18 protein-coding genes are annotated in these 20835 nt (G+C 69.5%); 10 read left to right on the top strand and 8 right to left on the bottom strand.

From position 1 onward, the window contains the following. Nucleotides 1-112: 112 nt before the first annotated feature. The 4 genes from infB to rimP form a co-directional block, all read right to left on the bottom strand. Complete coding sequence (gene infB, locus HKD39_RS00580; protein WP_171197910.1) at nucleotides 113-3025, bottom strand: translation initiation factor IF-2; 2913 nt, start codon at nucleotides 3023-3025, stop codon at nucleotides 113-115. A 129-nt stretch (nucleotides 3026-3154) separates the two neighbouring features. After that, nucleotides 3155-3523, bottom strand: coding sequence for a DUF448 domain-containing protein (locus tag HKD39_RS00575; protein WP_171197909.1), 369 nt, complete (start codon nucleotides 3521-3523; stop codon nucleotides 3155-3157). A gap of 118 nt (nucleotides 3524-3641) precedes the next feature. Continuing rightward, complete coding sequence (gene nusA, locus HKD39_RS00570; RefSeq protein ID WP_171197908.1) at nucleotides 3642-4862, bottom strand: transcription termination factor NusA; 1221 nt, start codon at nucleotides 4860-4862, stop codon at nucleotides 3642-3644. Further along, nucleotides 4859-5575 carry a ribosome maturation factor RimP gene (rimP, locus tag HKD39_RS00565; protein ID WP_171197907.1) on the bottom strand — a complete coding sequence of 239 codons (717 nt, stop codon included), beginning with the start codon at nucleotides 5573-5575 and terminating at the stop codon, nucleotides 4859-4861. The genes nusA and rimP overlap by 4 nt, the downstream gene beginning before the upstream one ends. A 379-nt stretch (nucleotides 5576-5954) precedes the next feature. On the opposite strand from rimP, the gene HKD39_RS00560 reads away from it, so the two are divergent. From HKD39_RS00560 to HKD39_RS00550, 3 genes are all read left to right on the top strand, one after another. Beyond that, nucleotides 5955-6596 (top strand): hypothetical protein, encoded by a 642-nt coding sequence (locus HKD39_RS00560; protein ID WP_212753734.1) that lies wholly within the window; start codon nucleotides 5955-5957, stop codon nucleotides 6594-6596. A 445-nt stretch (nucleotides 6597-7041) separates the two neighbouring features. Further along, nucleotides 7042-7560, top strand: coding sequence for a ferritin-like domain-containing protein (locus HKD39_RS00555; RefSeq protein ID WP_171197905.1), 519 nt, complete (start codon nucleotides 7042-7044; stop codon nucleotides 7558-7560). Nucleotides 7561-7567: 7 nt separating this feature from the next. Further along, nucleotides 7568-8053 carry a DinB family protein gene (locus HKD39_RS00550; RefSeq protein WP_171197904.1) on the top strand — a complete coding sequence of 162 codons (486 nt, stop codon included), beginning with the start codon at nucleotides 7568-7570 and terminating at the stop codon, nucleotides 8051-8053. A 33-nt stretch (nucleotides 8054-8086) separates the two neighbouring features. Here HKD39_RS00550 and HKD39_RS00545 read toward each other — a convergent pair whose 3' ends face one another. Continuing rightward, nucleotides 8087-9124 (bottom strand): GNAT family N-acetyltransferase, encoded by a 1038-nt coding sequence (locus HKD39_RS00545; RefSeq protein ID WP_171197903.1) that lies wholly within the window; start codon nucleotides 9122-9124, stop codon nucleotides 8087-8089. A gap of 300 nt (nucleotides 9125-9424) precedes the next feature. Between HKD39_RS00545 and HKD39_RS00540 the strand changes: the two genes are divergently transcribed. The 5 genes from HKD39_RS00540 (at nucleotide 9425) to HKD39_RS00520 (ending at nucleotide 15238) form a co-directional block, all read left to right on the top strand. Continuing rightward, nucleotides 9425-10720, top strand: a complete 1296-nt coding sequence (locus HKD39_RS00540; RefSeq protein WP_171197902.1) for a serine protein kinase RIO — start codon at nucleotides 9425-9427, stop codon at nucleotides 10718-10720. Nucleotides 10721-10797: 77 nt separating this feature from the next. Next, nucleotides 10798-11613, top strand: a complete 816-nt coding sequence (locus HKD39_RS00535; RefSeq protein ID WP_171197901.1) for a methyltransferase domain-containing protein — start codon at nucleotides 10798-10800, stop codon at nucleotides 11611-11613. Nucleotides 11614-11754: 141 nt separating this feature from the next. Then, nucleotides 11755-12306: a YbhB/YbcL family Raf kinase inhibitor-like protein gene (locus HKD39_RS00530; protein ID WP_171197900.1), complete on the top strand. Its 552-nt coding sequence runs from the start codon at nucleotides 11755-11757 to the stop codon at nucleotides 12304-12306. An 84-nt stretch (nucleotides 12307-12390) separates the two neighbouring features. Then, a complete protein-coding gene (locus HKD39_RS00525) occupies nucleotides 12391-13815 on the top strand; it encodes a mycothione reductase (protein WP_343074507.1) in 1425 nt (474 codons plus the stop codon). A 208-nt stretch (nucleotides 13816-14023) separates the two neighbouring features. Then, nucleotides 14024-15238, top strand: coding sequence for a GDSL-type esterase/lipase family protein (locus HKD39_RS00520; RefSeq protein WP_171198362.1), 1215 nt, complete (start codon nucleotides 14024-14026; stop codon nucleotides 15236-15238). Between the two features lie 125 nt (nucleotides 15239-15363). Here HKD39_RS00520 and map read toward each other — a convergent pair whose 3' ends face one another. The 3 genes from map to HKD39_RS00505 all read right to left on the bottom strand — a co-directional run bounded on the left by map (nucleotide 15364) and on the right by HKD39_RS00505 (nucleotide 18850). Next, on the bottom strand, nucleotides 15364-16230 hold the full coding sequence (gene map, locus HKD39_RS00515; protein ID WP_171197898.1) for a type I methionyl aminopeptidase: 867 nt from the start codon (nucleotides 16228-16230) through the stop codon (nucleotides 15364-15366). A gap of 166 nt (nucleotides 16231-16396) precedes the next feature. Beyond that, nucleotides 16397-18295 (bottom strand): penicillin-binding transpeptidase domain-containing protein, encoded by a 1899-nt coding sequence (locus HKD39_RS00510; protein WP_171197897.1) that lies wholly within the window; start codon nucleotides 18293-18295, stop codon nucleotides 16397-16399. A gap of 66 nt (nucleotides 18296-18361) precedes the next feature. Then, nucleotides 18362-18850, bottom strand: a complete 489-nt coding sequence (locus HKD39_RS00505) for a DUF456 domain-containing protein (protein ID WP_212753732.1) — start codon at nucleotides 18848-18850, stop codon at nucleotides 18362-18364. Between the two features lie 118 nt (nucleotides 18851-18968). On the opposite strand from HKD39_RS00505, the gene HKD39_RS00500 reads away from it, so the two are divergent. Both HKD39_RS00500 and HKD39_RS00495 read left to right on the top strand, forming a co-directional pair. Next, nucleotides 18969-19919 (top strand): carbohydrate ABC transporter permease, encoded by a 951-nt coding sequence (locus tag HKD39_RS00500; protein ID WP_171197896.1) that lies wholly within the window; start codon nucleotides 18969-18971, stop codon nucleotides 19917-19919. Beyond that, nucleotides 19916-20821 carry a carbohydrate ABC transporter permease gene (locus HKD39_RS00495; protein ID WP_171197895.1) on the top strand — a complete coding sequence of 302 codons (906 nt, stop codon included), beginning with the start codon at nucleotides 19916-19918 and terminating at the stop codon, nucleotides 20819-20821. The genes HKD39_RS00500 and HKD39_RS00495 overlap by 4 nt, the downstream gene beginning before the upstream one ends. The last annotated feature ends 14 nt before the right edge of the window (nucleotides 20822-20835 follow it).

Below are 20835 nucleotides of genomic sequence, written 5' to 3'. Positions count from 1 at the left end.
CGGCCCCGAACCCTTGACCGATGGTCCGCCGCCCATGGTCAACCGACCGGCGTTCCGCCGACCGATGAGTGCCGCCACCACCCCTCGGCGGTGGCGGCACCAGCTCAGCGGATCAGGTGCGCGGCTTCTCCCGCACTTCGTAGGTCTCGATGCTGTCCTCTACCTCGATGTTGTTCCAGGAACCGAGGCTGATACCGCACTCGTAGCCCTCGCGCACCTCGGTGACGTCGTCCTTCTCACGACGCAGCGAGTCGATCTGCAGGTTGTCGTTGATCACGACACCGCCGCGCAGCAGCCGCGCCTTGGTGTTCCTGCGGATCACCCCGGAGCGGACGATGCAGCCGGCGATGTTGCCGAACTTGCTGGACCGGAAGATCTGCCTGACCTCGGCGGCACCCAGCGCCACCTCTTCGAACTCCGGCTTCAGCATGCCCTTGAGCGCGGCCTCGATCTCGTCGATGGCCTGGTAAATCACCGTGTAGTAACGGATCTCGACGCCCTCGCGGTCGGCGAACTCCTGCACACCGCGCACCGGCTTGACGTTGAAGCCGAGCACGATGGCGTCGGTGGTGGACGCCAGGTTGATGTCGTCCTGGGTGATGCCACCGACACCGCGGTGCACGACGCGCAGATCGACCTCGTCGCCGACGTCGATCTTGAGCAGGGCGTCCTCCAGCGCCTCAACGGTGCCGGAGTTGTCGCCCTTGATGATCAGCGTGAGCTGCTCGATCTTCTTCTCCGCCAACGCGGTTGACAGATCTTCCAGGGAGATCCGGCGACGGTTGGCCACCTGCGCCTTGCGGGCGCGGGCCTGCCGGGACTGGGCGACCTGGCGAGCCACCCTGTCCTCCTCGACCACCATGAACGAGTCGCCCGCACCCGGCACCGAGGTGAGCCCGAGCACCTGCACCGGGAATGACGGCAGCGCCTCGCTGACGTTGTTGCCCGAGTCGTCCAGCATGGCGCGGACGCGGCCGTACGCCTCACCGGCCACCACGGAATCGCCGACCCGCAGCGTGCCGCGCTGCACCAGCACGGTCGCGACGGCACCGCGGCCGCGGTCCAGGTGCGCCTCGATGGCGACGCCCTGGGCCTCCATGTCGGGATTGGCGCGCAGATCGAGCGCCGCGTCCGCGGTCAGCAGCACGGCCTCCAGCAGCCCGTCAAGGTTGATCCGCTCGCGCGCCGACACCTCGACGAACATGGTGTCGCCGCCGTACTCCTCGGCGATCAGCCCGTACTCGGTGAGCTGTTGCCGGATCTTGTCCGGGTTGGCGCCTTCCTTGTCGATCTTGTTGACCGCCACCACGATCGGCACGTCGGCCGCCTTGGCGTGGTTGATGGCCTCCACCGTCTGCGGCATCACGCCGTCGTCGGCGGCGACCACCAGCACCACGATGTCGGTGGACTTCGAACCGCGGGCACGCATGGCGGTGAACGCCTCGTGACCGGGGGTGTCGATGAAGGTGATCAGCCGCTCGGTGCCCTCCAGCTCGGTCGCCACCTGGTAGGCGCCGATGTGCTGGGTGATGCCACCGGCCTCCTTGTCCACCACGTTGGTGTGCCGGATGGCGTCCAGCAGTCGGGTCTTACCGTGATCGACGTGGCCCATGACGGTGACCACCGGCGGGCGCACCTGCAGGTCGTCCTCGCCGCCGGAGTCTTCGCCGTACGACAGGTCGAACGATTCCAGCAGCTCGCGGTCTTCGTCTTCGGGGCTGACGATCTCGACCTCGTAGCCCATCTCGGACCCGAGCAGCTCGAGGATGTCGTCGGACACCGACGCGGTGGCGGTGACCATCTCGCCGAGGTGGAACAGCGCCTGCACCATCGACGCCGGGTTGGCGTCGATCTTGTCGGCGAAGTCGGCGAGCGACGAACCACGCACCAGCCGGATGGTCTGGCCGTTGCCGCGTGGCAGCGTGACACCGCCCACCGACGGCGCCTGCATGTTCTCGATCTCTTGACGACGCTGCTTCTTCGACTTGCGGCCCTTACGCGCCGGGCCGCCCTTGCGACCGAAAGCGCCAGGGGCGTTACCGCGGCCGCCGCCACCGGGACGCGGTCCGCCACCGCCGCCGCGGTAACCACCGCCACCGCCGCCACCGCCGGGTCCACCCGGACCGCGGTAGCCGCCACCGCCGCCACCGCCGGGACGGCCCATGGCCGGCGGCCGGCCGCCGGGAGTACCGGGGCGCGCACCACTGGGCACGCCGGGTCGGCCGCCACCGGGACGCGGGCCGCCGGCACCGGGAGCACCGCCGGCACCAGGACGGGCGCCGGGGCGAGGCGCACCGGGAACGCCGCCGGGCCGAGCCGGGGTACGGGAACCGGCGCCGACCCCGAACGGGTTGTTGCCCATGCGCGGCGGCCGCGGGGCGCCGGGGACGCCACCGGTCGGGCGCGGGCGCGCCGGCGCTTCACCACCGGCGTCTGCCGCCGCGGCGCCGGTGGCACCGTCGGCGGCGCGGGCGGCCGGCCGTTCCGCAGCCGGTGCGGCGCCCGCCGATTCGGCCGGGGCTGCACTTGCTGCTGCCGGGGCGCTCGCGGCCGGCCGAGCCGGGGCCGGCCGCGGCGCGGCCCTGCCGGAATCGGTGGTCGACGGTGCTGCCTCGGCGGCCGGAGCCGGTGTTGTCTTCGGGGCCGCCGGCTTTGCGGTGGCCGCAGCAGCTTCGGCGGGCGCACTCGCCGCCGGTGCACTGTCGGCACCGGCGGTTGCCGCACTGGTGTCTGCGATGCCGTCGGCAGCAGCCTTACCGGGCCGCGGGGCACCCGGCTTCGGGCTGCCGGTGCTCTTGGCGGCAGCCTTGCTGCCGGCACTCTTGGCCGGTGCCTTCTTGGCACCGTCGGCCGCACCGTTCTCCGCCGCCGGGAAGGCATCGCGGAGTTTGCGCACCACTGGCGCTTCGATGGTGGACGACGCTGATTTCACGAACTCGCCGAGCTCCTGAAGCTTGGCGATGACGTCTTTGCTGGACTGTCCCAGCTCTTTTGCAATTGCGCTGACGCGGGCCTTGCCTGCCACTGCTCTCCTTGTCGGTGGAGGACGGGCGGCAGGTAGTCCCAGCCGGCTCGGCCCCCGGTTAGTGGATGATGCTCATCGTTGCGGCTTCACTGCGCGCTCATGATGCTGAGCCTTGTGTGCTCACGGTCTTCACAATGGATCGCCTGCACTTTCCTTACGCACCAGGTACTGCTTGACCTGCCGAGAGTCAACGGCCTGCCCGGCCGGAAGCCGGAGAGCTCGGTTGAACGCTCGGCGCCGCTCAGCCAGCCGTAGACACTCGTCGTGACGATGGATCCACGCTCCCCGACCGGGGAGCCGGCGCCGCGGGTCCGGGACCAGCGCGATCGCCCCGGAACGTTCCGGAGCGTCGGTGCCGGTAGCGGCGACGACTCTGAGCAGAGCAACGGGCCGGTCTTTACCGCGACATCCAACGCAGGTGCGACATCCCTTACTGCTCGCCCGCGCCGTGCTGGCTGTGTCGGCTGCTTCAGCTGGTTGGGCTGGGCGAGCTGACACGGCTGCGCTGGGACGAGCGGAACGGGATGGCCCACCGCTGGAGCTTGGCGCCGATCGGTCCGTCAAGAGAGTCTACGCCCGGGACGCAGTGCTCCGACACACGCCCGCGCCGGCGCCGTCACGTCCCCGCCGCATCCTCGGTGCGGCCCGCCTCGGCGTCCGCGGTGCTGGAACCGCCGGCGGTCCCGGCGCCAGCTGTCCCGGCACCACCAGCCCCAGCCGCGGCCGGCCCGGCAGCGGTGCTCGGGGTACCGCGATCGGCAGCCGCGCCGTCCGACCGACCTGCCGTCCCTGACTGTCCTGACTGCCCTGCCTGTCCGGCCGGCGCTGACTGCCCTGCCTGGCCCGCCGGCGCTGGTGGGGTCTCGGCGTCGGAGCGAATGTCGATGCGCCAGCCGGTGAGCCTGGCGGCCAACCGCGCGTTCTGACCCTCCTTGCCGATGGCGAGCGACAGCTGGAAATCGGGCACAACAACCCTGGCGGCCTTGGCGGCCGCGTCGACGATGGTGCTGGACACCACGTTGGACGGCGACAGTGCGTTGCCGACAAAGGTGGCAGGGTCGTCCGAGTAGTCGATGATGTCGATCTTCTCGCTGTTCAGCTCGCTCATCACCGCCCGCACCCTGGCGCCCATCGGGCCGATGCAGGCGCCTTTGGCGTTGACGCCGGGTACCGTCGGCCGGACGGCGATCTTGGTGCGGTGCCCGGCTTCCCTTGCCACAGCGGCGATCTCGACGGTGCCGTCGGCGATCTCCGGCACCTCGAGCGCGAACAGCTTGCGCACCAGATTGGGGTGGGTCCGCGACAGCGTGATCTGCGGACCTTTCAGGCCGCGCGCCACCGACACCACATAGCAGCGCAGTCGCTGGCCGTGCTGATAGGTCTCGCCTGGCACCTGCTCGGCGGCCGGGATGATGCCCTCGACGTCGCCGAGACTCACCACCACAACACCACGGGCGTTGACCCTGGCGTCGGCGGTGACGGTCCCGGTGATCAGCTCGTGCTCGCGGCCGGCAAAGTCGCCGAAGACGCGTTCGTTGTCGGCGTCGCGGAACCGCTGGGTGAAGACCTGCCGGGCGGTGCCGGCGGCGATCCGCCCGAAGTCCTCGGGGGTGTCGTCCCACTCGCGGACGACGTTGCCCTCGTCGTCGACCTCGGCCGCCAACACCCGGATGGCGCCGCTGGTGCGGTCCACCTCGACCCGGGCGTGCCCCTCGTGCCCCTCGGTGTGCTTGTAGGCGGTGAGCAGCGCGGTCTCCAGGGTCTGGATCAGCGACTCCACCGCGATGCCCTTGTCCGCGGCGAGCAACCGCAGGTTGCCAAGGTCGATGTTCTTCATCGATTCTCTCCTTCGGCCGGTGCTGACTCCGCGGCGTCACGGGCCTGGTCTGCACTATCGGGATGCTCGGCGTCGGCGTCACCGGAGTCGGCGGCGTCCTCAGCGGCAGGGTCGCCAGCGGCGGCGGCATCCGCATCGTCACCGGCGTCGATGCTGACGGGGTCACCCCCGGCCTTGGCCGCGACATCGGCCGAACGCGGGTCGGCGGCGAGCGCGGCGAGCACCGCGGCGGACGGTCCGGAGAAGTCGACCTCGACGCGGGCCTTGGCGATATCGGCGAAGGGCACGGTGACCGGATCGGTGCCGCTCTTGCCGCCGAGCAGGTCGACACCGTCGGCGTCGATTCCGACGACGCGCGCGGACAGGCTGGAGCCGTCGGTGCGGTTGAGGGTGACCAGCCGGCCGCGAGCCCGGTGGAAGTGGCGGGGCTCGGTGAGTGGGCGGCCGATGCCGGGACTGGTGACCTCGAGGGTGTACGCCTGGCTGCCGACCGGGGCGCCGGACTGGTGTTCCTCGTCGGCATCGAATGCCGCGGACAGCCGCCGACTCACGGTGGCGGCCTGGTCAAGGTCGACTCCGTCGTCGGCGTCGATGATCACCCGCACCATGCGGCGCCGGCCGGCGTTGACGACGGAAAAGTCCTCAAGGTCAAAGCCCGCTTCGTTCGCAACCCGCTCCGCGATCTCTCGCCAGCGCTGTTCGCCGGTGGCCATGTCAGTCGTCCTTCGTCGGTGTGCAGTTATCGGTGTGCAATTGTCGGTGGGCAGTTGTCGGTATGCAGATGTTGTACCAGTGCGCGACCCACGGTGACGGCACACCGGGCTCGGCGGTCACGCGGCTTGCCCGCCTTCCAGGGCGCGGCAACGTCCCGAGTTTAGTGCGGCCCCGATGCCGATGACGGCGCTGCCCGCTGCGTCTGCCTCGTGGGTCCGGCTCTCGGGTCCGGTTGTTTGGGATGGCTGTTAGGCGTGCCGGTCGGGTCCGTCCGGTGGCCGGGACGGTCTGATGGGCCGGCTGCTCGGCGCCGCCCCGGCCCGCGCGGACCACCCCCGTGCGGGCCGGGGTTTGCGCCGTTGCTGACATGATGGGCGAGTGTCTGCCATCGACCGTCCCGGGTTGGACCGCGCCCAGGAGCCGCCGAGCGCGCGGGAATTGACCGTGCCGGAAATGATCGTGCCGGCAACAAACCCGCCGGAAACAACCGCGCAAACTGCCGAGCAGATGCCGGTGAGGTCAATGCGGATGGCGCGCCGGGGTGTTTTCGCCGCGGGGGCCGCCGTCGCGCTCTCGGCAACGGCCGGCTGCACGGTCTTCTCGTCCAGCCGCACCACTCGCACCGAGACGGTGGCCGCTCCCCCACCCACCGACCCGATGGACAACCTGATCTCGATGACCAGGCTGCACTATCTGCGGTTGCAGGCCGGAGCGAGCCTCGGCGGAGCTGCCGCCAAGCTTGAGCCGCTGGCCAAAGATCGGCTCGAGCACTTGAAACGGCTGCTGGCCGAGCAGGCTCGAACCAATCGCAGCACCCCGGCGCCGGCCACTCAGGCCGGGCAGACCGTTGCACCGCCGGCGTCCGCCGCCGCGGCGATCAGTTCCGCCGTCGACGACGCTTCGGTCGCCCAGGTCGCCTTCACCGATCAGATCGCGAACGTCTCGCGCTACCGGGCGGCGCTGTTCGCCTCGATCGCTGCCTGCCTGGCGACGCATCGAACGGTCTTGGCGCCGTCGTGAGCGCGGAAGCGAATCGAGCAAGCACGGAGCCGACCACGAGCGCAGGCAACGGACCAACGCCACAACGGAGCGTCGGACCGGCCCGCGGCGACCGCGGGAGCGCATCGAACAGGCACGGAGCGGACCGCGCGGGCAAGCAGCGGGACGACAGGGCCGGATGGAGGAATCGACCGCAGTGAGCAGCAAGCGAGTGAGTCGTCCGGCAGGTCGGCGCGCACAGGTGCAGGCGTCCGGAACCGACACCGTTGGTTCCGAACCGATCGGCTCCGACCCGGCGGGTGCTTCCGGCCCAGTGGGTTCGGGCCCAGTGGGTTCAGCAGCCGTGGGATCCGGAGCAGTGGGATCCGGCGCGGCCGGCTCGGGTCCGCCGGGGCCCCCCGTCGGGCCTCCGGAGCCGCCCAGCGCCGGCGACGCCGGGTCCAGCACGCCCGCCACCGAGAGCGGGATGGGCGCCGGCTCGGGTGCGGCCACGTCGCAGGCGCCCCCTGAGGTGTCGGTGGGGCCGCAGAGCCCGGAGTCGGCGCAACCCATGCCGCTGGACAAGACCGCGACCACCGCTGTGCAGACCGCGCTGCGCACCGAGAACGCGGCCATCTGGGCCTACGCGCTGGTGGCCGCGAGCGACAAGGACGACATCGCGGTGACCGGGTCGATGGTGGCGGCACATCGGGTGCGGCGGGACGCCACCGCGGGTCTGCTGGTTGCCGCCAAGCAAGAAGCCCCGCCGCCCGCCCCCGCCTACCGAGTACCGAAGGTGAGCAACCAGGCGCAGGCCCGCGAACTGGCGATTCAGATCGAGAGCGATTGCGCCGCCGCATGGCGAAATGTGGTGGGCTCCACCGACAATGCCGATCTGCGCCGGCTGGCGGCCCAAGTACTGCTTGAGACCGCGAACCGGCTGGTGCGCTGGCGGCAGCTGGCCAAGGCCGACCCGGTCACCGTTGCGTTTCCGGGCGAACGGTAGGCCCGCCATGCCACATCTTCAGACCGCCGGCGAGCGCGAAGCCCTCGAAGCCCGGCTCGATCTGCAGCGGGACGCCATCGCCGGCATCCTCGACGGCCTCGACGAGACGCAGGCCCGCGCCCGCCTGGTCCCGTCGCTCACCACCCCGCTCGGCTTGGTCAAACACGCCACCTTTGTCGAGCGGATCTGGTTCCATTCCCGCGTCGCCGACGTGGCGCGCGCGGAGCTGGGCTTGCCCGACACCGTTGACGAGAGCTTCATCCTCAGCGACGACGACACCGTCGCCGGCGTGCGGCAGGCATTCGTCGACGCCTGTGCGGTGTCCAGGACGATCGCGGCCGAGCACGATCTTGACGAGCAGTTCCACTGGCACCGCGACCCGGTGAACCTGCGGTTCATCTATGGGCACCTGATCGCCGAGTTGGCCCGGCATGCCGGGCATGGCGACATTCTGGTGGAGCAACTGCGCGCCCGGCAGTCGACGCCCGGCTGACCCGCAGCACCTCTGCGTCGGCGGCAGCAGCAGCTACAGCGCTTGCCCGTAGCTGCGGCTGGCTCTGGCCTCGATGAAACCGGCCCGCTGGTAGATGCGACCGGCGCCGGTCGGCGAATCCGAGTCCACCCCGAGCTCGGCCCTGGCGTAGCCGTCCCGCTGCATCGAAAGCAGCTGCCGTCCGAGCAGGGCGCTGGCCAGCCCCTTGCCACGGGCCGGCCGGGTGGTGCCGACCAGGGCGATGTAGCCGGTGCGGAAGCCTTCCGCCTTGGTCTGGGCGTCGAACTCCTCGGCCATCACGAAGGCGGCGATCCGGGTGCCGAGTTCGGCGACAGCTGGGTCGCCCTGATCGAACTCGGCAACAAGGCTGTGCTGCGGCCGAAAGTCGGGGCTGCCCACCATGAATGCCTCCCAGCGCTCCGGCGGAGTCGGCACCGATCCCCAGTGATCGGCGAAGGAGTTGTTGCGCGCCAACCGCACCGGCTCGCCATCTGCTTCGGCGTACGGCCGGACAGTGAAACCGCTTGCGACATCAGTGGTCTCGATCGGTGCCGCGTTTTCCGTCAGATCGCGCCGCATGGTGTAGAAGTGCCGCCAGACATCGAACCCGGTGCTTTCGGCCAGCGCGATGGCGCCGGTCTGCTTGGTGTCTGCCCACATCTGCAGCTCGCCCTCGCGGTCGGGCGCGTCCCGCTCCTTCCAGGCGGCCGCCAGCTCGCGCGCCGTGTTCACCAGTCGGGTGCCCAGGCCCAGCCTGGTCCACCCCGGGCGGACGCCGCCGTGCAGGTAGGCCTTCCATTTCTCGCCGTCGCCGATGCCGGTGACGGCGATGAACCCGACCAGCCGATCGCCGTCGAACAAGCCGACAGAGCCGCGCTCAAGATCGGCGGCCGGGCCGGTGAGCTCACGACGCACCTGGCCTTCGTCGATGTGCTCCTCAACCGGCTCCGCCGCCTCCACCTCGGAGAGCAACTCGGTGATCTGGGCCGCGTCGTCAACGGTCAACGGCCGTTCGGTGAGCCGATCCAGATCGGCGGCGGTGGCGGTGGCGGGAGTCGAGACGCTGTCCATGATGTTCACCGTAGCCAGCGGGTGCAACGCAGTTGTGCTGAGCCGGGATTGCTGCCGCAAAAAAATCAGTTGTCGCGCCGGACACTGCTTGCCACACTGTCCTGGTAGCCGGCGGACCAGCCGGGCAGCACGTCGGAACATCGACGGATGCGGTGGCTCGGCCGCCGCGGAGGGGAGGCACGCATCATGACGGTCCCAAGCGGAACAGCCCCGTCCTTCAGCCTCCCGACCTCCCCCGCACCACGCTGCTGAACCGAGCAGCCAGCGTCGAGGTCGGCCCCCTTCAGGAGTTCGAACCTCATGTCACACCGCAAGTCCCGCAACGCCTCTCACTCGTCCACTCACACCCCGGTCGACGATCGGCTTGGCCGTACCGGCGGCACCGATCCCGCCGATGGCACCCCTGAGCACTCCACCCCAATCGACTCGGCCAACCCAACTGCTTCGGCTGAGCTGACGGACCCGACCGACCCGTACGAGCGGTACGCCGACTACGTCGACGACGACACTGACGATGATCTCCGCGCCGGCCGGTCGCAGCACAGCCGCCGAAAGTCGGCCCGCCGGCCCCGGTTGGTGGCGGAGGGCCGGTCCGGTCGCTCCGAGGTCGACCGCGACGAGGGCGACCCTGATACGCGTTCGCCGGCCGATCCCGACTGGTTCGATCCCGACCGCACCGGCGACGGCATCGGTGCCGTTGCCGGTGTCGGTGTCGGTGACGAGAGCCGCCGCGAGGTGGAACCCTCGCCGCTGTCGTCGTACGACGTGGCCCAACGCGGGCCCGACCCGGTTCCGGACTGGCTGATCACCGACCTGAACGCCAGGGACACCCGGCTCGGCGTGCTGAAAACCGGTAAGGAGGCGGATGTTTCGCTGCTGGACCGGTCGCTGCCCGGCGGGCCTGGCTGTCTGCTAGCGGTGAAGACCTACCGCGACACCCAGCACCGGATGTTCCACCGAGACGCCGGCTATCTCGAGGGCCGGCGTACCCGGCGCAGCCGGGAGGGCCGCGCGATGGCGAAGCGGACCGCGTTCGGCCGCGAGCTGCTGTCCGGCCGGTGGGCGGCGGCGGAATTCGCTGCGCTGAGCCAGGTTTGGCTGGCGGGCGGGCGCGTTCCCTACCCGGTACAGCTGATCGGCTCCGAGCTGATGATGGAGTTCGTCGGCGATCAGCAGGGGTCGGCGGCGCCGCGGCTGGCCGCAGTCGAGGCCGACTCCAGCGAGTACACCGAGCTGTATCACGACCTGGTCGCCACTCTGGAGATCTTCGCCGAGGCCGGCCTGACGCACGGCGACCTGTCGGCGTACAACGTGTTGGTGTCGACCGACCCGTCCGACGGCGAAAGCCATTGCGTCGTCATCGATGTGCCGCAAGTGATCGACGTGATCGCCAACCCGCAAGGGCTGAGCTTCCTGCGACGTGACTGCACCAACATCACCGACTTCTTTTCCCGGCGGGGCGTGTTGGCGGCGGATGCCGACGCACTGAGCGAGCACCTGTGGGCGCTGGCCGGCGGGTCGGATGCCGCCCCGGATCGGCCGGTCGGCACCCGGCCACAGCTGCTCGGGGAGCTGCCGCCGCCGGACGGTGACTAGCCTCCCGACTCCGGAACGCTCTCCCATACTCTGAGAACTGTTTCTCATTATTCGATATGGTCGCTATAGTTCGAGGCATGCCCAACGTATCCCCGGAACGGCGTTACACCCATGGCTTTCACGACTCCGTGATCCGCTCGCATCGGCGACGGACCGCAGAGAACTCGGCGAGCTACCTGATCCCCGAGCTTCGAGCCGGTCACCGCGTGCTCGATGTCGGCAGCGGCGCCGGCACCATCACAGCCGACCTGGCCCGGCTGGTCGCTCCCGGCGTCGTCACCGCGCTGGAATCGGACCCGGAAGCGTTGCGGCTCACCGCATCCGAGTTGGCGGCACACAACCTGGAGTCGGTGGAACTGGTGGTCGGGGATGTGCACCGGCTGCCGTTCGACGACGACGAGTTCGACGTGGTGCACGCCCACCAGGTGCTGCAACACGTCGCTGATCCGGTGCAGGCGCTGCGTGAGATGGCCAGGGTCACCCGACCCGGCGGCATCGTCGCCGCCAGGGATGCCGACTACGCCGGTTTCACCTGGTACCCGGAACTGCCGGAGTTGGACCGCTGGCGCGAGCTGTACCGACGGCTGGCCAGGGCCAACGCCGGCGAGCCGGAGGCCGGCCGCCGGTTGCTGGCCTGGGCACATGCCGCGGGGCTCGGCGCCGTGACGGCAACCGCGTCGGTCTGGACGTACGCCGACCCGGAGAGCCGGCGGGCATGGGGATCGTCATGGGCCGATCGGATTCGGCACTCGCGGATCGCCGAACAGGCCAAGGAATCCGGCGTCGGCGACGGCGAACTGGCCGCGATCGCCGAGGGCTGGCTGGCCTGGGCCGACGACCCTGACGGCTGGATCGTCATCCCACACGGGGAGATCATCGCGCGCGTCGGCTGAGTCCCGCCGCCCCGCGCGAGCACCGGTGAGCGCCCTCGCGAGAGCCCCGGCGAGGCACCCGGGCGAGCCCGGCCGGTCGGCACCGACAGCCGGGGCGGCGGTAGCGTCGGGGTACCGACCACCCGAGCAAAGGAGCGCACCGTGCCAGGACTAGACCGCCCCACCGCGCCGGACCCGTACCAGCTGCTGCCGCAGGTGCCGTCGTTCACCGTCACCAGCACCGACGTCACCGAGGGGCAGCCACTGGGCAAGGCGCAGCTGGCCGAGTCGTCCGGCGGTCAGAACATCTCGCCGGCGCTGAGCTGGAGCGGCGCGCCCGAAGGTACCCGGTCGTACGTCGTCACCTCGTACGACCCGGACGCCCCGACCCCCTCCGGCTTCTGGCACTGGGTGGCGGTCAACCTGCCGGCCTCGGTGACGGAACTGCCCGCCGGCGCCGGCAGCTCCGACGCCGAGCTACAGAAGGTCGCCGGCGACAAGGCTTTTCATGTGCGCAACGACATGTCGCAGGCGCAGTTCGTCGGGGCCGCGCCGCCCGAGGGCGACCCGGCGCACCGCTACTACTTCGTGGTGCACGCCGTGGACGTGCCCGAGCTGGACGTCGACGCTGACGCTTCGCCCGCTGTGGTGTCGTTCAACCTCGCCTTCCACACCCTCGGCCGGGCCATCCTGGTCGGAACGCACGCCGCCTGAGCGGTACACCCGAAAGGGAATGCGCCGGGGCGGCCGGCCGTTGGGCGCAATGACGACCAATCGCGGTGGGACGGAGAGATGCAAGTGACAACACCCGAGGTACGCCGGCACGAGCTGGTGATCATCGGAACCGGTTCGGGCAACAGCATCCCGCCCGGCTACGAGCACGTCGACATCGCGATGGTGGAGGACGGCAAGTTCGGCGGCACCTGCCTCAACGTCGGCTGCATCCCCACCAAGATGTTCGTCTATCCGGCCGACCTGGCCTGGGGCACCCGGCGGGCCGCCGACCTCGGCGTCAGCGCACACGTCGACAAGGTGGACTGGACCGCCATCAGGGACCGCATCTTCACCCGGATCGACGCCATCGAGGCCGGCGGCCGGGCGTACCGCTCCGGCCCAGAGACCCCGAACATCACCGTGTATGCCGGCCGCGGCAGGTTCGTCGGGGACAAGACGCTCGAGGTCAAGCTGCACGACGGCAGCACCCAGACGATTGTCGGCGAGAAGTTCGTGCTCGCAGCGGGTTCCAGGGTGATCATCCCCGACATTCCCGGTCTTGACTCCCCCGCGGTCGCCGGCAAGGTGCACACCTCAGACACCGTGATGCGCATTCCGGCGCTGCCGCAGCGGATGGTGATTCTCGGCAGCGGCTACATCGCCGCCGAGTTCGCCCACGTGTTCTCCTCGTTCGGCACCGCGGTGACGCAGATCGCCCGTGGCGACAGGCTTTTGAGCTCGCAGGACATTTCCGTCAGCAAGGCCTTCACCATCGACGCCCGGCACGAGTACGACGTGCTGCTGAACACCACCGTCAGCCGGATCAGCCCGGACGGCGACGGGTTGCGCATCGACCTCGCGGGTCCCGACGGGGCCAGCAGTATCAGCACCGACCTGCTGCTGATCGCCGTCGGACGCCGGCCCAACGGCGACGAGTTGAACGTCACCGCGACCGGGGTGCAGATGGACGCGGCCGGCCGGGTGATCGTCGACGACCATCAGCTCACCACCGAGCCGGACGTCTGGGCGCTCGGCGACATCTGCTCGCCGATGCAGCTCAAGCACGTGGCGAATCGGGAGGCCAAGGTGGTCTTCTACAACATCCTGCATCCCGACGCCCCGATTTCCATTGATCATCGATTCATCCCGTGGGCGGTGTTCACCGAGCCGCAGATCGCCGGGGTCGGCCTCACCCAGCAGGACGCCGACGCGAAGGGCGTCAGGTATGTGACCGCCGAGCAGCCGTATGCCGGCATCGCCGCCGGCTGGGCAAGGGAGGACGGCGTCAACTTCGCCAAGCTGCTCGCCGACCCGGACACCGGGCTGCTGCTCGGCGCGCACATCATCGGCCCGGAGGCGGCGACGCTGATCCAGCCGCTGATCCAGGCGATGTCTTTCGGTCTGCCCGCCGACAAGATGGCGCGCGGACAGTTCTGGATCCATCCCGCGCTCACCGAGCTGGTGGAGAACGCGCTGCTCAAGTTGCCGCTGGCCGGCACGGCCGGCTGACCGGGAAACCCGCTGCCGGCGGCGCCGGCCGGTGGGGTCCGACACGCCGCCTGGGCTGCGGTGCCCATGCCTTCGGCTGGCCGACCCCGGCGCCGTCAGGAGATACTCGTCGGTAGGCAGCGCGGCGGGACACCGGTGAGCGCACCCGAGCACCGGCGACCTGGCTGCCCGGACATGTCCAGTGAGCAGGCGAAAGGGCGGGGTCGGAATGCGCACGGTGATCAAGAGGTCGGCCGCGGTATGCGGCGCGTCGATGCTGGTGGCGGCGGGGTGGGTGAATCCGGCGGCAGCCGCAACACCCGTCAGCTATGTGGCGCTCGGCGATTCCTATTCCTCCGGGGTCGGCACCGGCAGCTATCTGAACGACGGCACCAACTGCCAGCGCAGTACCTACGCCTATCCGTCGCTGCTGGCTGCGGCCACGGGCTGGCAACTCACCTTTCGGGCGTGCAGCGGCGCCACCGTCGCCGACGTCAGCAGTGGCCAACTGAGCTCGCTGTCGGCCGGCACGGGGCGGGTCAGCATCTCCGTCGGTGGCAATGACGCGGGTTTCGCCGACGTGCTCACCGAGTGTGCCCTGCCCGGCTGGATGAGCAACTGCAACCGCGCCATCGACGGCGCCCAGGGCTACATCCGCGACACCCTGCCCGGCCGGCTCTCCGGGCTGTACTCCGACATCCGCGCTCGCGCCGGCGCCGCCGAGGTGGTGGTGGTCGGCTATCCGCGGCTGTTCAACGGTGAAGACTGCAACGCCGGCACCTGGTTCTCCCCCGCGGAAGAATCCAGGCTGAACGCCACCGCCGATCTGCTCAACGCGACCCTGCGCACCGCGGCAGGCAATGCCGGCTACCGGTTCGCCGATCCGACCAATGCCTTTGTCGGACATGCGGTTTGCGACAACCCGGAGTGGTTGAACGGGCTGTCCTGGCCGATCACCGAGTCGTACCACCCGAACCGGGCCGGCCAGGCCAGCGGCTATCTGCCCCTGGTGTCCGCCGCGGCCAACACCACCGCCGTCGCCTCGCCCGAGGTGCTGGCCAGGGCGGCGGCCTCGGCCGACACGCTCACCGCGCGGGTGCGCCCCGACGCTGCCACCGACCGCACCGTGCAGCCGAAGAAGTTCGCCAAGCCCGACCTGGATTCGCCGGCCGCCAAGGCCGCCGCAGCCAGAGCCGGCATCGACCTTGACCAGCTGAAGGCCGCCGACAAGGCAGCTGCGGCGGCCTGGGCGAAGACCAAGAACGCCGCCAAGGCGGCCGGCGACCACGCGGCGAGCAAGGCCGCCGAGTGGGGTTCCGCGGCCGCGGGCAAGGCGTCCGAATGGGGTTCCGCGGCGGCCGGCAAAGCATCCGAATGGGGTTCGGCGGCCTCCGGCAAGGCATCCGAATGGGGCAGCTCGATCGGTTCGGTGTTCGGCGGCTGAGTGCGCGGCCGCGCTTGTACCTGAGCTGCCTCCAATGTCGCGACTCCCGGCATTTTCGCGGTTTCCGGCGCACTGGAGGCAGCTCGGGTCGAAACTTGCCGACCGCCCCCGGCGGCCACTGCTGATCAGCCCGGCAGGGTGAGGATCTCGGCGCTGGTGTCGGTGACCACCAGCGTGTGCTCGAACTGCGCGCACCACGAGAGGTCTTTGGTTGTCACCGTCCAGCCATCGCTCCACAGTTCCCAGTCGACGCCGCCGAGGGTGATCATCGGCTCGATGGTGAACGTCATGCCCGGCTCGATGATGCGTTGCCCCACAGCGGATGTCGGGTCGTCGTAGTGCAGAATCACCAGGCCGGAATGGAAGGTGTCGGCGATACCGTGGCCGGTGTAGTCGCGGACAACGCCGTAGCCGAACCGCCGCGCGTAAGTGTCGATCACCCTGCCGATCACGTTGAGCTGCCGGCCGGGGCGGACCGCCTTGATCGCCCGCTGCAGCGCCTGCTCGGTGCGTTCGGTGAGCAGCCGCACCGGCTCAGCCACCTCGCCGGCGAGGTAGGTGGCGCAGTTGTCGCCGTGCACGCCGTCGAGGTAGGCGGTGACGTCGATCTTCACGATGTCGCCGTCCTCGATCACGGTGGACGACGGGATGCCGTGGCAGATCACCTCGTTCAGCGAGGTGCAGCACGACTTCGGGAAACCTCGGTAGCCAAGAGTGGACGGGTAGGCACCGTTGTCCAGCAGGTACTCGTGCACGATCGCGTCCAGTTGGTCGGTGCTCACGCCCGGCGCTACCGCCGCGCCCGCCGCCGCCATCGCATTGGCCGCAATCCGCCCGGCCACCCGCATCTTCTCCACGGTTTCCGGCGTCTGGACGTCGCCGCCGGTTGACCGCGTCGGCCCCTTCTTCCTGACGTATTCGGGCCGGGCGATCTTCGCCGGCACCTGGCGCAACGGCCCGACGACACCGGCTGCAACGGGTTGACGACTCACCCCAGCGACCCTACGCAAGTCAGCGGCGAGACCGGCGGCGGCGCCGGGCCTGTCCTGCGTGCCCGCGTCACCGCTGGATCTGGGCGGTCGCGGGTGTCGGTTATCTGGGCGTCTTCCTGGTGAACCTGCCGACCATCCGATTGCTGGCCGGCTTCGAGCGCGCGACTTAGGACGCGGGCACCTTGGCGAGGAACTGGTGCAGCACTTCGTTGGTGCGCTTGGAGGTGTCGCCACCGACGATCAGCGCGGAGAAGGCGAGATCGCCGCGGAAGCCGACGGTCCAGGCGTGCGCCTTGATCTTGCCCTTCTCGCCGTACTCGGCGGTGCCGGTCTTGGCGAAGACCGGCTGGGCGGCGGTGCCGTCGGCGGACAGCAGGGTGGCGGTGCCGTCGGTCACCACGGCGCGCATCAGCGAGTTGACGGTTTGCCTTGCGGCGGGGCTGCGCGGCGGAACCTTTTGATCCACCGTGGTTTTCTGTCCGCGGATCAGGGTGGGCACCGGCATGTTCCCGGTCGCGGCGGTGGCCGCCATCAGCGCCGCCGAGAACGGCGTCACCAGGTCACGGCCCTGGCCGAAGCCGGCTTCGGCGCGCTGATTGATGTTGGCGGGCATCGGGATCGAGCCGGTGAGCGTGGTGATGCCGGGGATCACGAAGTCGAGGCCGATGCCGTACTGCTTGGCGGTGTCCGGCAGCGCCGGGTCGGGCATCTTGCTGGCCAACTCGGCGAAGGTGGTGTTGCACGATTTGGCGAAGGCCAGCCGCATCGGCACGTCACCCAGCTCGAAACCCTCGTTACGGATCACCTGGGAGTTCACCGTCCACTGCCCAGGGCACGGCAGCACGGTGTCGGCGGTGGCCGACAGGGTGTCGACCGCGGCCGTCGCGGTGACGATCTTGAAGGTCGACCCCGGCGGATATCGCCCGGTCAGCGCTATCGCACCCTGTACGTCGGCCGGTTCGTTCTGCGCCACCGCGAGGATGTCGCCGCTGGACGGCTGGATCGCCACGATCACGGCCGGCTCCTTGATGCCGGCGATGGCCTGCTCCGCCGCCTGCTGCGTCGGAATGTCAAGCGTCAGCGTGACTTTGCTGCCCTTCTCGCCGGCGCGCTGGGACAGTGTCTTCACCGCCGCCCCGGTGGAATCCATCGAGACGATCTTCCACCCCGCGCTGCCGTTGGCCAGCTTGGCCGCCACCGGCTCCGCCTGTGCCAGCACCGTCCTGGCAAAGTTCTTGCTGGGCCCGAGGTTTCGCAGCTGTGACGGGAAAGACAGCCCGGCGATCGACTCCAGCTTCGGGCGGACCTGAGCGAACTCCGGCTCCCGCAGGTTGATCACGGTGTACCCGATGGACGGGTCGGCCTTGCCGATCCCGTCGGCGATGGTCTTGGCGTCGAGTGTCTTGTCGTAGCCGCGCAGCAGCGCCACCAGCGCAGCGGCGGTACCAGGCACGTCCTTGATCGCAGAACGCTTGGCCTGCACCGAGTACACCTTGACCGGCGCCACCAGTTGTCGGTTGTTGCGGTCGACCAGGATCCCGGCGTCGGCCTCATCGACCCGCAGCCCGATGCTCTGCTGCGCACCGAGTTGCGGGTGGATCACCGTCGGCGCCCACTCCAGGATCCAGTCGGCCTTGACACCGGTGCCTGATCGCCGCCAGGTCCAGCTGTCGTCGTAACTCCAGGAGCCCGCCGTGGGCAGCTGCCAGGTGTACCGCACCGCCGTCACCGCCACGTCGTCGCTGCGGCGGTCGATGACGCCCGGCTGCACCTGCACTTCTTTGGCGGCCAGATCGTCCGTCACCCGTTGCAGCTGCTGCTGTGCCGCACCGGGGTCGGACGTCATGGCTGCGGCGGCGTCGATCTCGCCGGCCTGCAGGTGGGTGATGAACTGCTGCATCGGGGCGATCGGGTCGGGCGTCTTGTTGTCCGGTGCCGGGGTCGAGGTGCACGCCGTCAGTGCGGTCAGCAGCGCCACCGACAGCGCCGCCAGCAGCGCGCCGGTCCGGCGGCGACGGACATGCCGCCGTGCCGGCGAGGCAGCGGCGGTAGGCAGGATCGACACCCGCCCAGTATCCCGGCTGTCGCTCGGCAGCCTGGTAGGCAACGCCGGATCGCCGAACCGGTGGGCTCACACCAGGATCAGCCCGAGCACCCACACGCCGATCATCAACGCGCCGGCGCAGAACTCGATCAGCATGCCGAGGGCTATCCCGGTGAGAGCAGCCTTGGTGCTGCGCCACGCCGCCCCGGACGAGCGCTGCCGTCGCAGTTCGGCCAGATAGATGCCGAGCACGAACCCTACGGGCGCACCGATCACCGGGATGACGAACAGCCCCACCACTCCGAGCAGCGCCGCCAACAGCAGCGAGCTGCCGACAGCACCGGAAGCGGTGGTGCGTTTGGCCGGTACCGCGTACTTCAGCGCGAAGCCGACGCCCCAGACCACGACGATCACCGCAAACACCACCCAGTGTCCGGCCGAGGGGCCGTCGGCCAGCGTCCACCACAATGCGGCAGCCGCAATCAGGGCAAGGCCGGGCAGCAGCGGGACCGCAACGCCGAGCAGGCCGAGCAGCATCACCACGCCGACCACCACCGTCAGTTCTGTCCCAGTCACGGGTGGCAGTGTGCCCGAGTGCTTGACAGTGGCGTCGGCGACAGGCACGATCGGCCGTACTGTAAACGTTTACGGCACGGGCGACGCGAGCGCCGATCCGGATGAGGACAGGGAGTCGATGCAGACCTCCGTTGCGTCACCAGCTGGCGCACCGGCAGCACCGCAACCGCCGCCGGGTCGAAAGCGCCGCAGCAGCGGCGGAATCGGTGGCCGCAGCACCTGGTTCCTGCTGCTGCCCAGCCTGCTCCCGGTTGTGCTGTTCAGCGTCTACCCGCTGCTCAACGGCATCTGGCTGGGATTTACCGATGCCAAGGCCGGCTTCGACGTCCAGTACCGCTTCAACGGGCTGGAGAACTACCGACAACTGTTCCAGGACAACCTGTTCTGGCAGTCGTTCAAGATCGGGTTGATCTGGGCGTTCAGCGTCACCATTCTGCAGTTCCTGCTGGCGCTCGGCCTTGCACTACTGCTGAACGCCGGCCTGCGGCTGCAGTGGCTGGTCCGGCCACTGGCGCTGGTGCCGTGGGCGATGCCGTCGGTGATCGTGGCGATCCTGTGGAAACTGATCTATGCGCCCGACGGCGGGATTCTGAACGCCGCGCTGCAGGGTCTGAACATCACCGACCGCAACATCAACTGGCTCGGCGACTTTTCGATGGCATTGCCCGCGGTCATCGTGGTCGGGGTCTGGGCGGGGATGCCGCAGACCACCATCGCACTGCTCGCCGGGCTGCAGAACGTCTCGGCCGATCTGCACGAGGCCGCGGCGCTGGACGGGGCCGGCGCTTGGACGCGTTTCCGGACGGTCACCTGGCCGGCGATCCGCCCGGTGGTGGTGGCCATCACCAGCCTCGATTTCGTCTGGAACTTCAACTCTTTCGGCCTTGTCTATGTGCTCACCGAGGGCGGCCCCGGTGGCCGCACCATGTTGCCGATGCTGTTCGCGTACAACGCGGCCTTCCAGTCCGGCAACTTCGGCTACGCCTCGGCGCTCGGCAACGCCATGGTGGTCGTTGTCCTCGCCATCATGGGCGTGTACCTGTGGCGGCAGATGAGGCAATCGCAATGAGCATCGTCAGCGAGCAGCTCTCCACTGGGAAGCAGGCCGGCCGCACGCCCGCGGCCCCACGCCGCCGCAACTGGCTGCGCCTGTGGGGGCGGTTCGGCCAGTACGTCGCGCTGGTCGGTTACATCGTCTTCCTCGGATTCCCGTTGCTGTGGCTGCTGTCCACAGCGTTCAAGTCGCCGCAGGAGCTGGCCAAGCTCACCCCGACGTTGTTCCCGGTCGACTGGACGACGGAGAACTTCCGGATCGCCTTCGAGCAGACCCAACTGCCGCAGGCGCTGCTGAACTCGCTGATCGTGGCCGCGTCCACCGCCGTGGTCACCACGGTGATCGCCATGCCGGCGGCCTACGCGCTGGCACGGCTGCGCAGCGTGGTGCGCACGGTCAGCGTCGGCTGGATCCTGGTCAGCCAGATCTTCCCGTTCATCCTCATCGTGATCCCGGTCTTCGTACTGCTCAACAACCTCGGGTTGCTGAACACGCTGACCGGACTGGTGGTGGTGTACGTGGTGTGGGCGCTGCCCTTCACCCTGTGGATGTTGATGGGGTACGTGTCGGCCATCCCCAAAGAGCTTGAGGAGGCCGCGGCCATGGACGGCGCCTCCAAGCTGAACATCCTTGCCAGGGTGGTGTTTCCGCTGCTGCTGCCCGGGATCGTTGCCACCGGAATGTTCGCGTTCATCTCCGCCTGGAACGAGTTCTTCTTCGCGCTGGTGATCATCACCGACCCGGCCAAGGAGACCGCACCGCTGCTGCTTGCCCGCTACGTCGGGGCCGAAGGTTCGGTCAATCTCGGCCCGCTGGCGGCCACGGCGCTGCTCACCACTCTGCCCAGCCTGCTCATCTTCTCGATCGCGCAACGCAAGCTGGTCGCCGGGATCATGTCCGGATCGGTCAAGGGTTGATGCCGAATGTGTGC

The organism is Nakamurella aerolata, from assembly GCF_013002705.1.
Taxonomy (GTDB): Bacteria; Actinomycetota; Actinomycetes; order Mycobacteriales; family Nakamurellaceae; genus Nakamurella; species Nakamurella aerolata.
The sequence above is the reverse complement of the archived record's forward strand: the minus strand, read 5'-3'. Positions and strand labels throughout refer to the sequence as shown.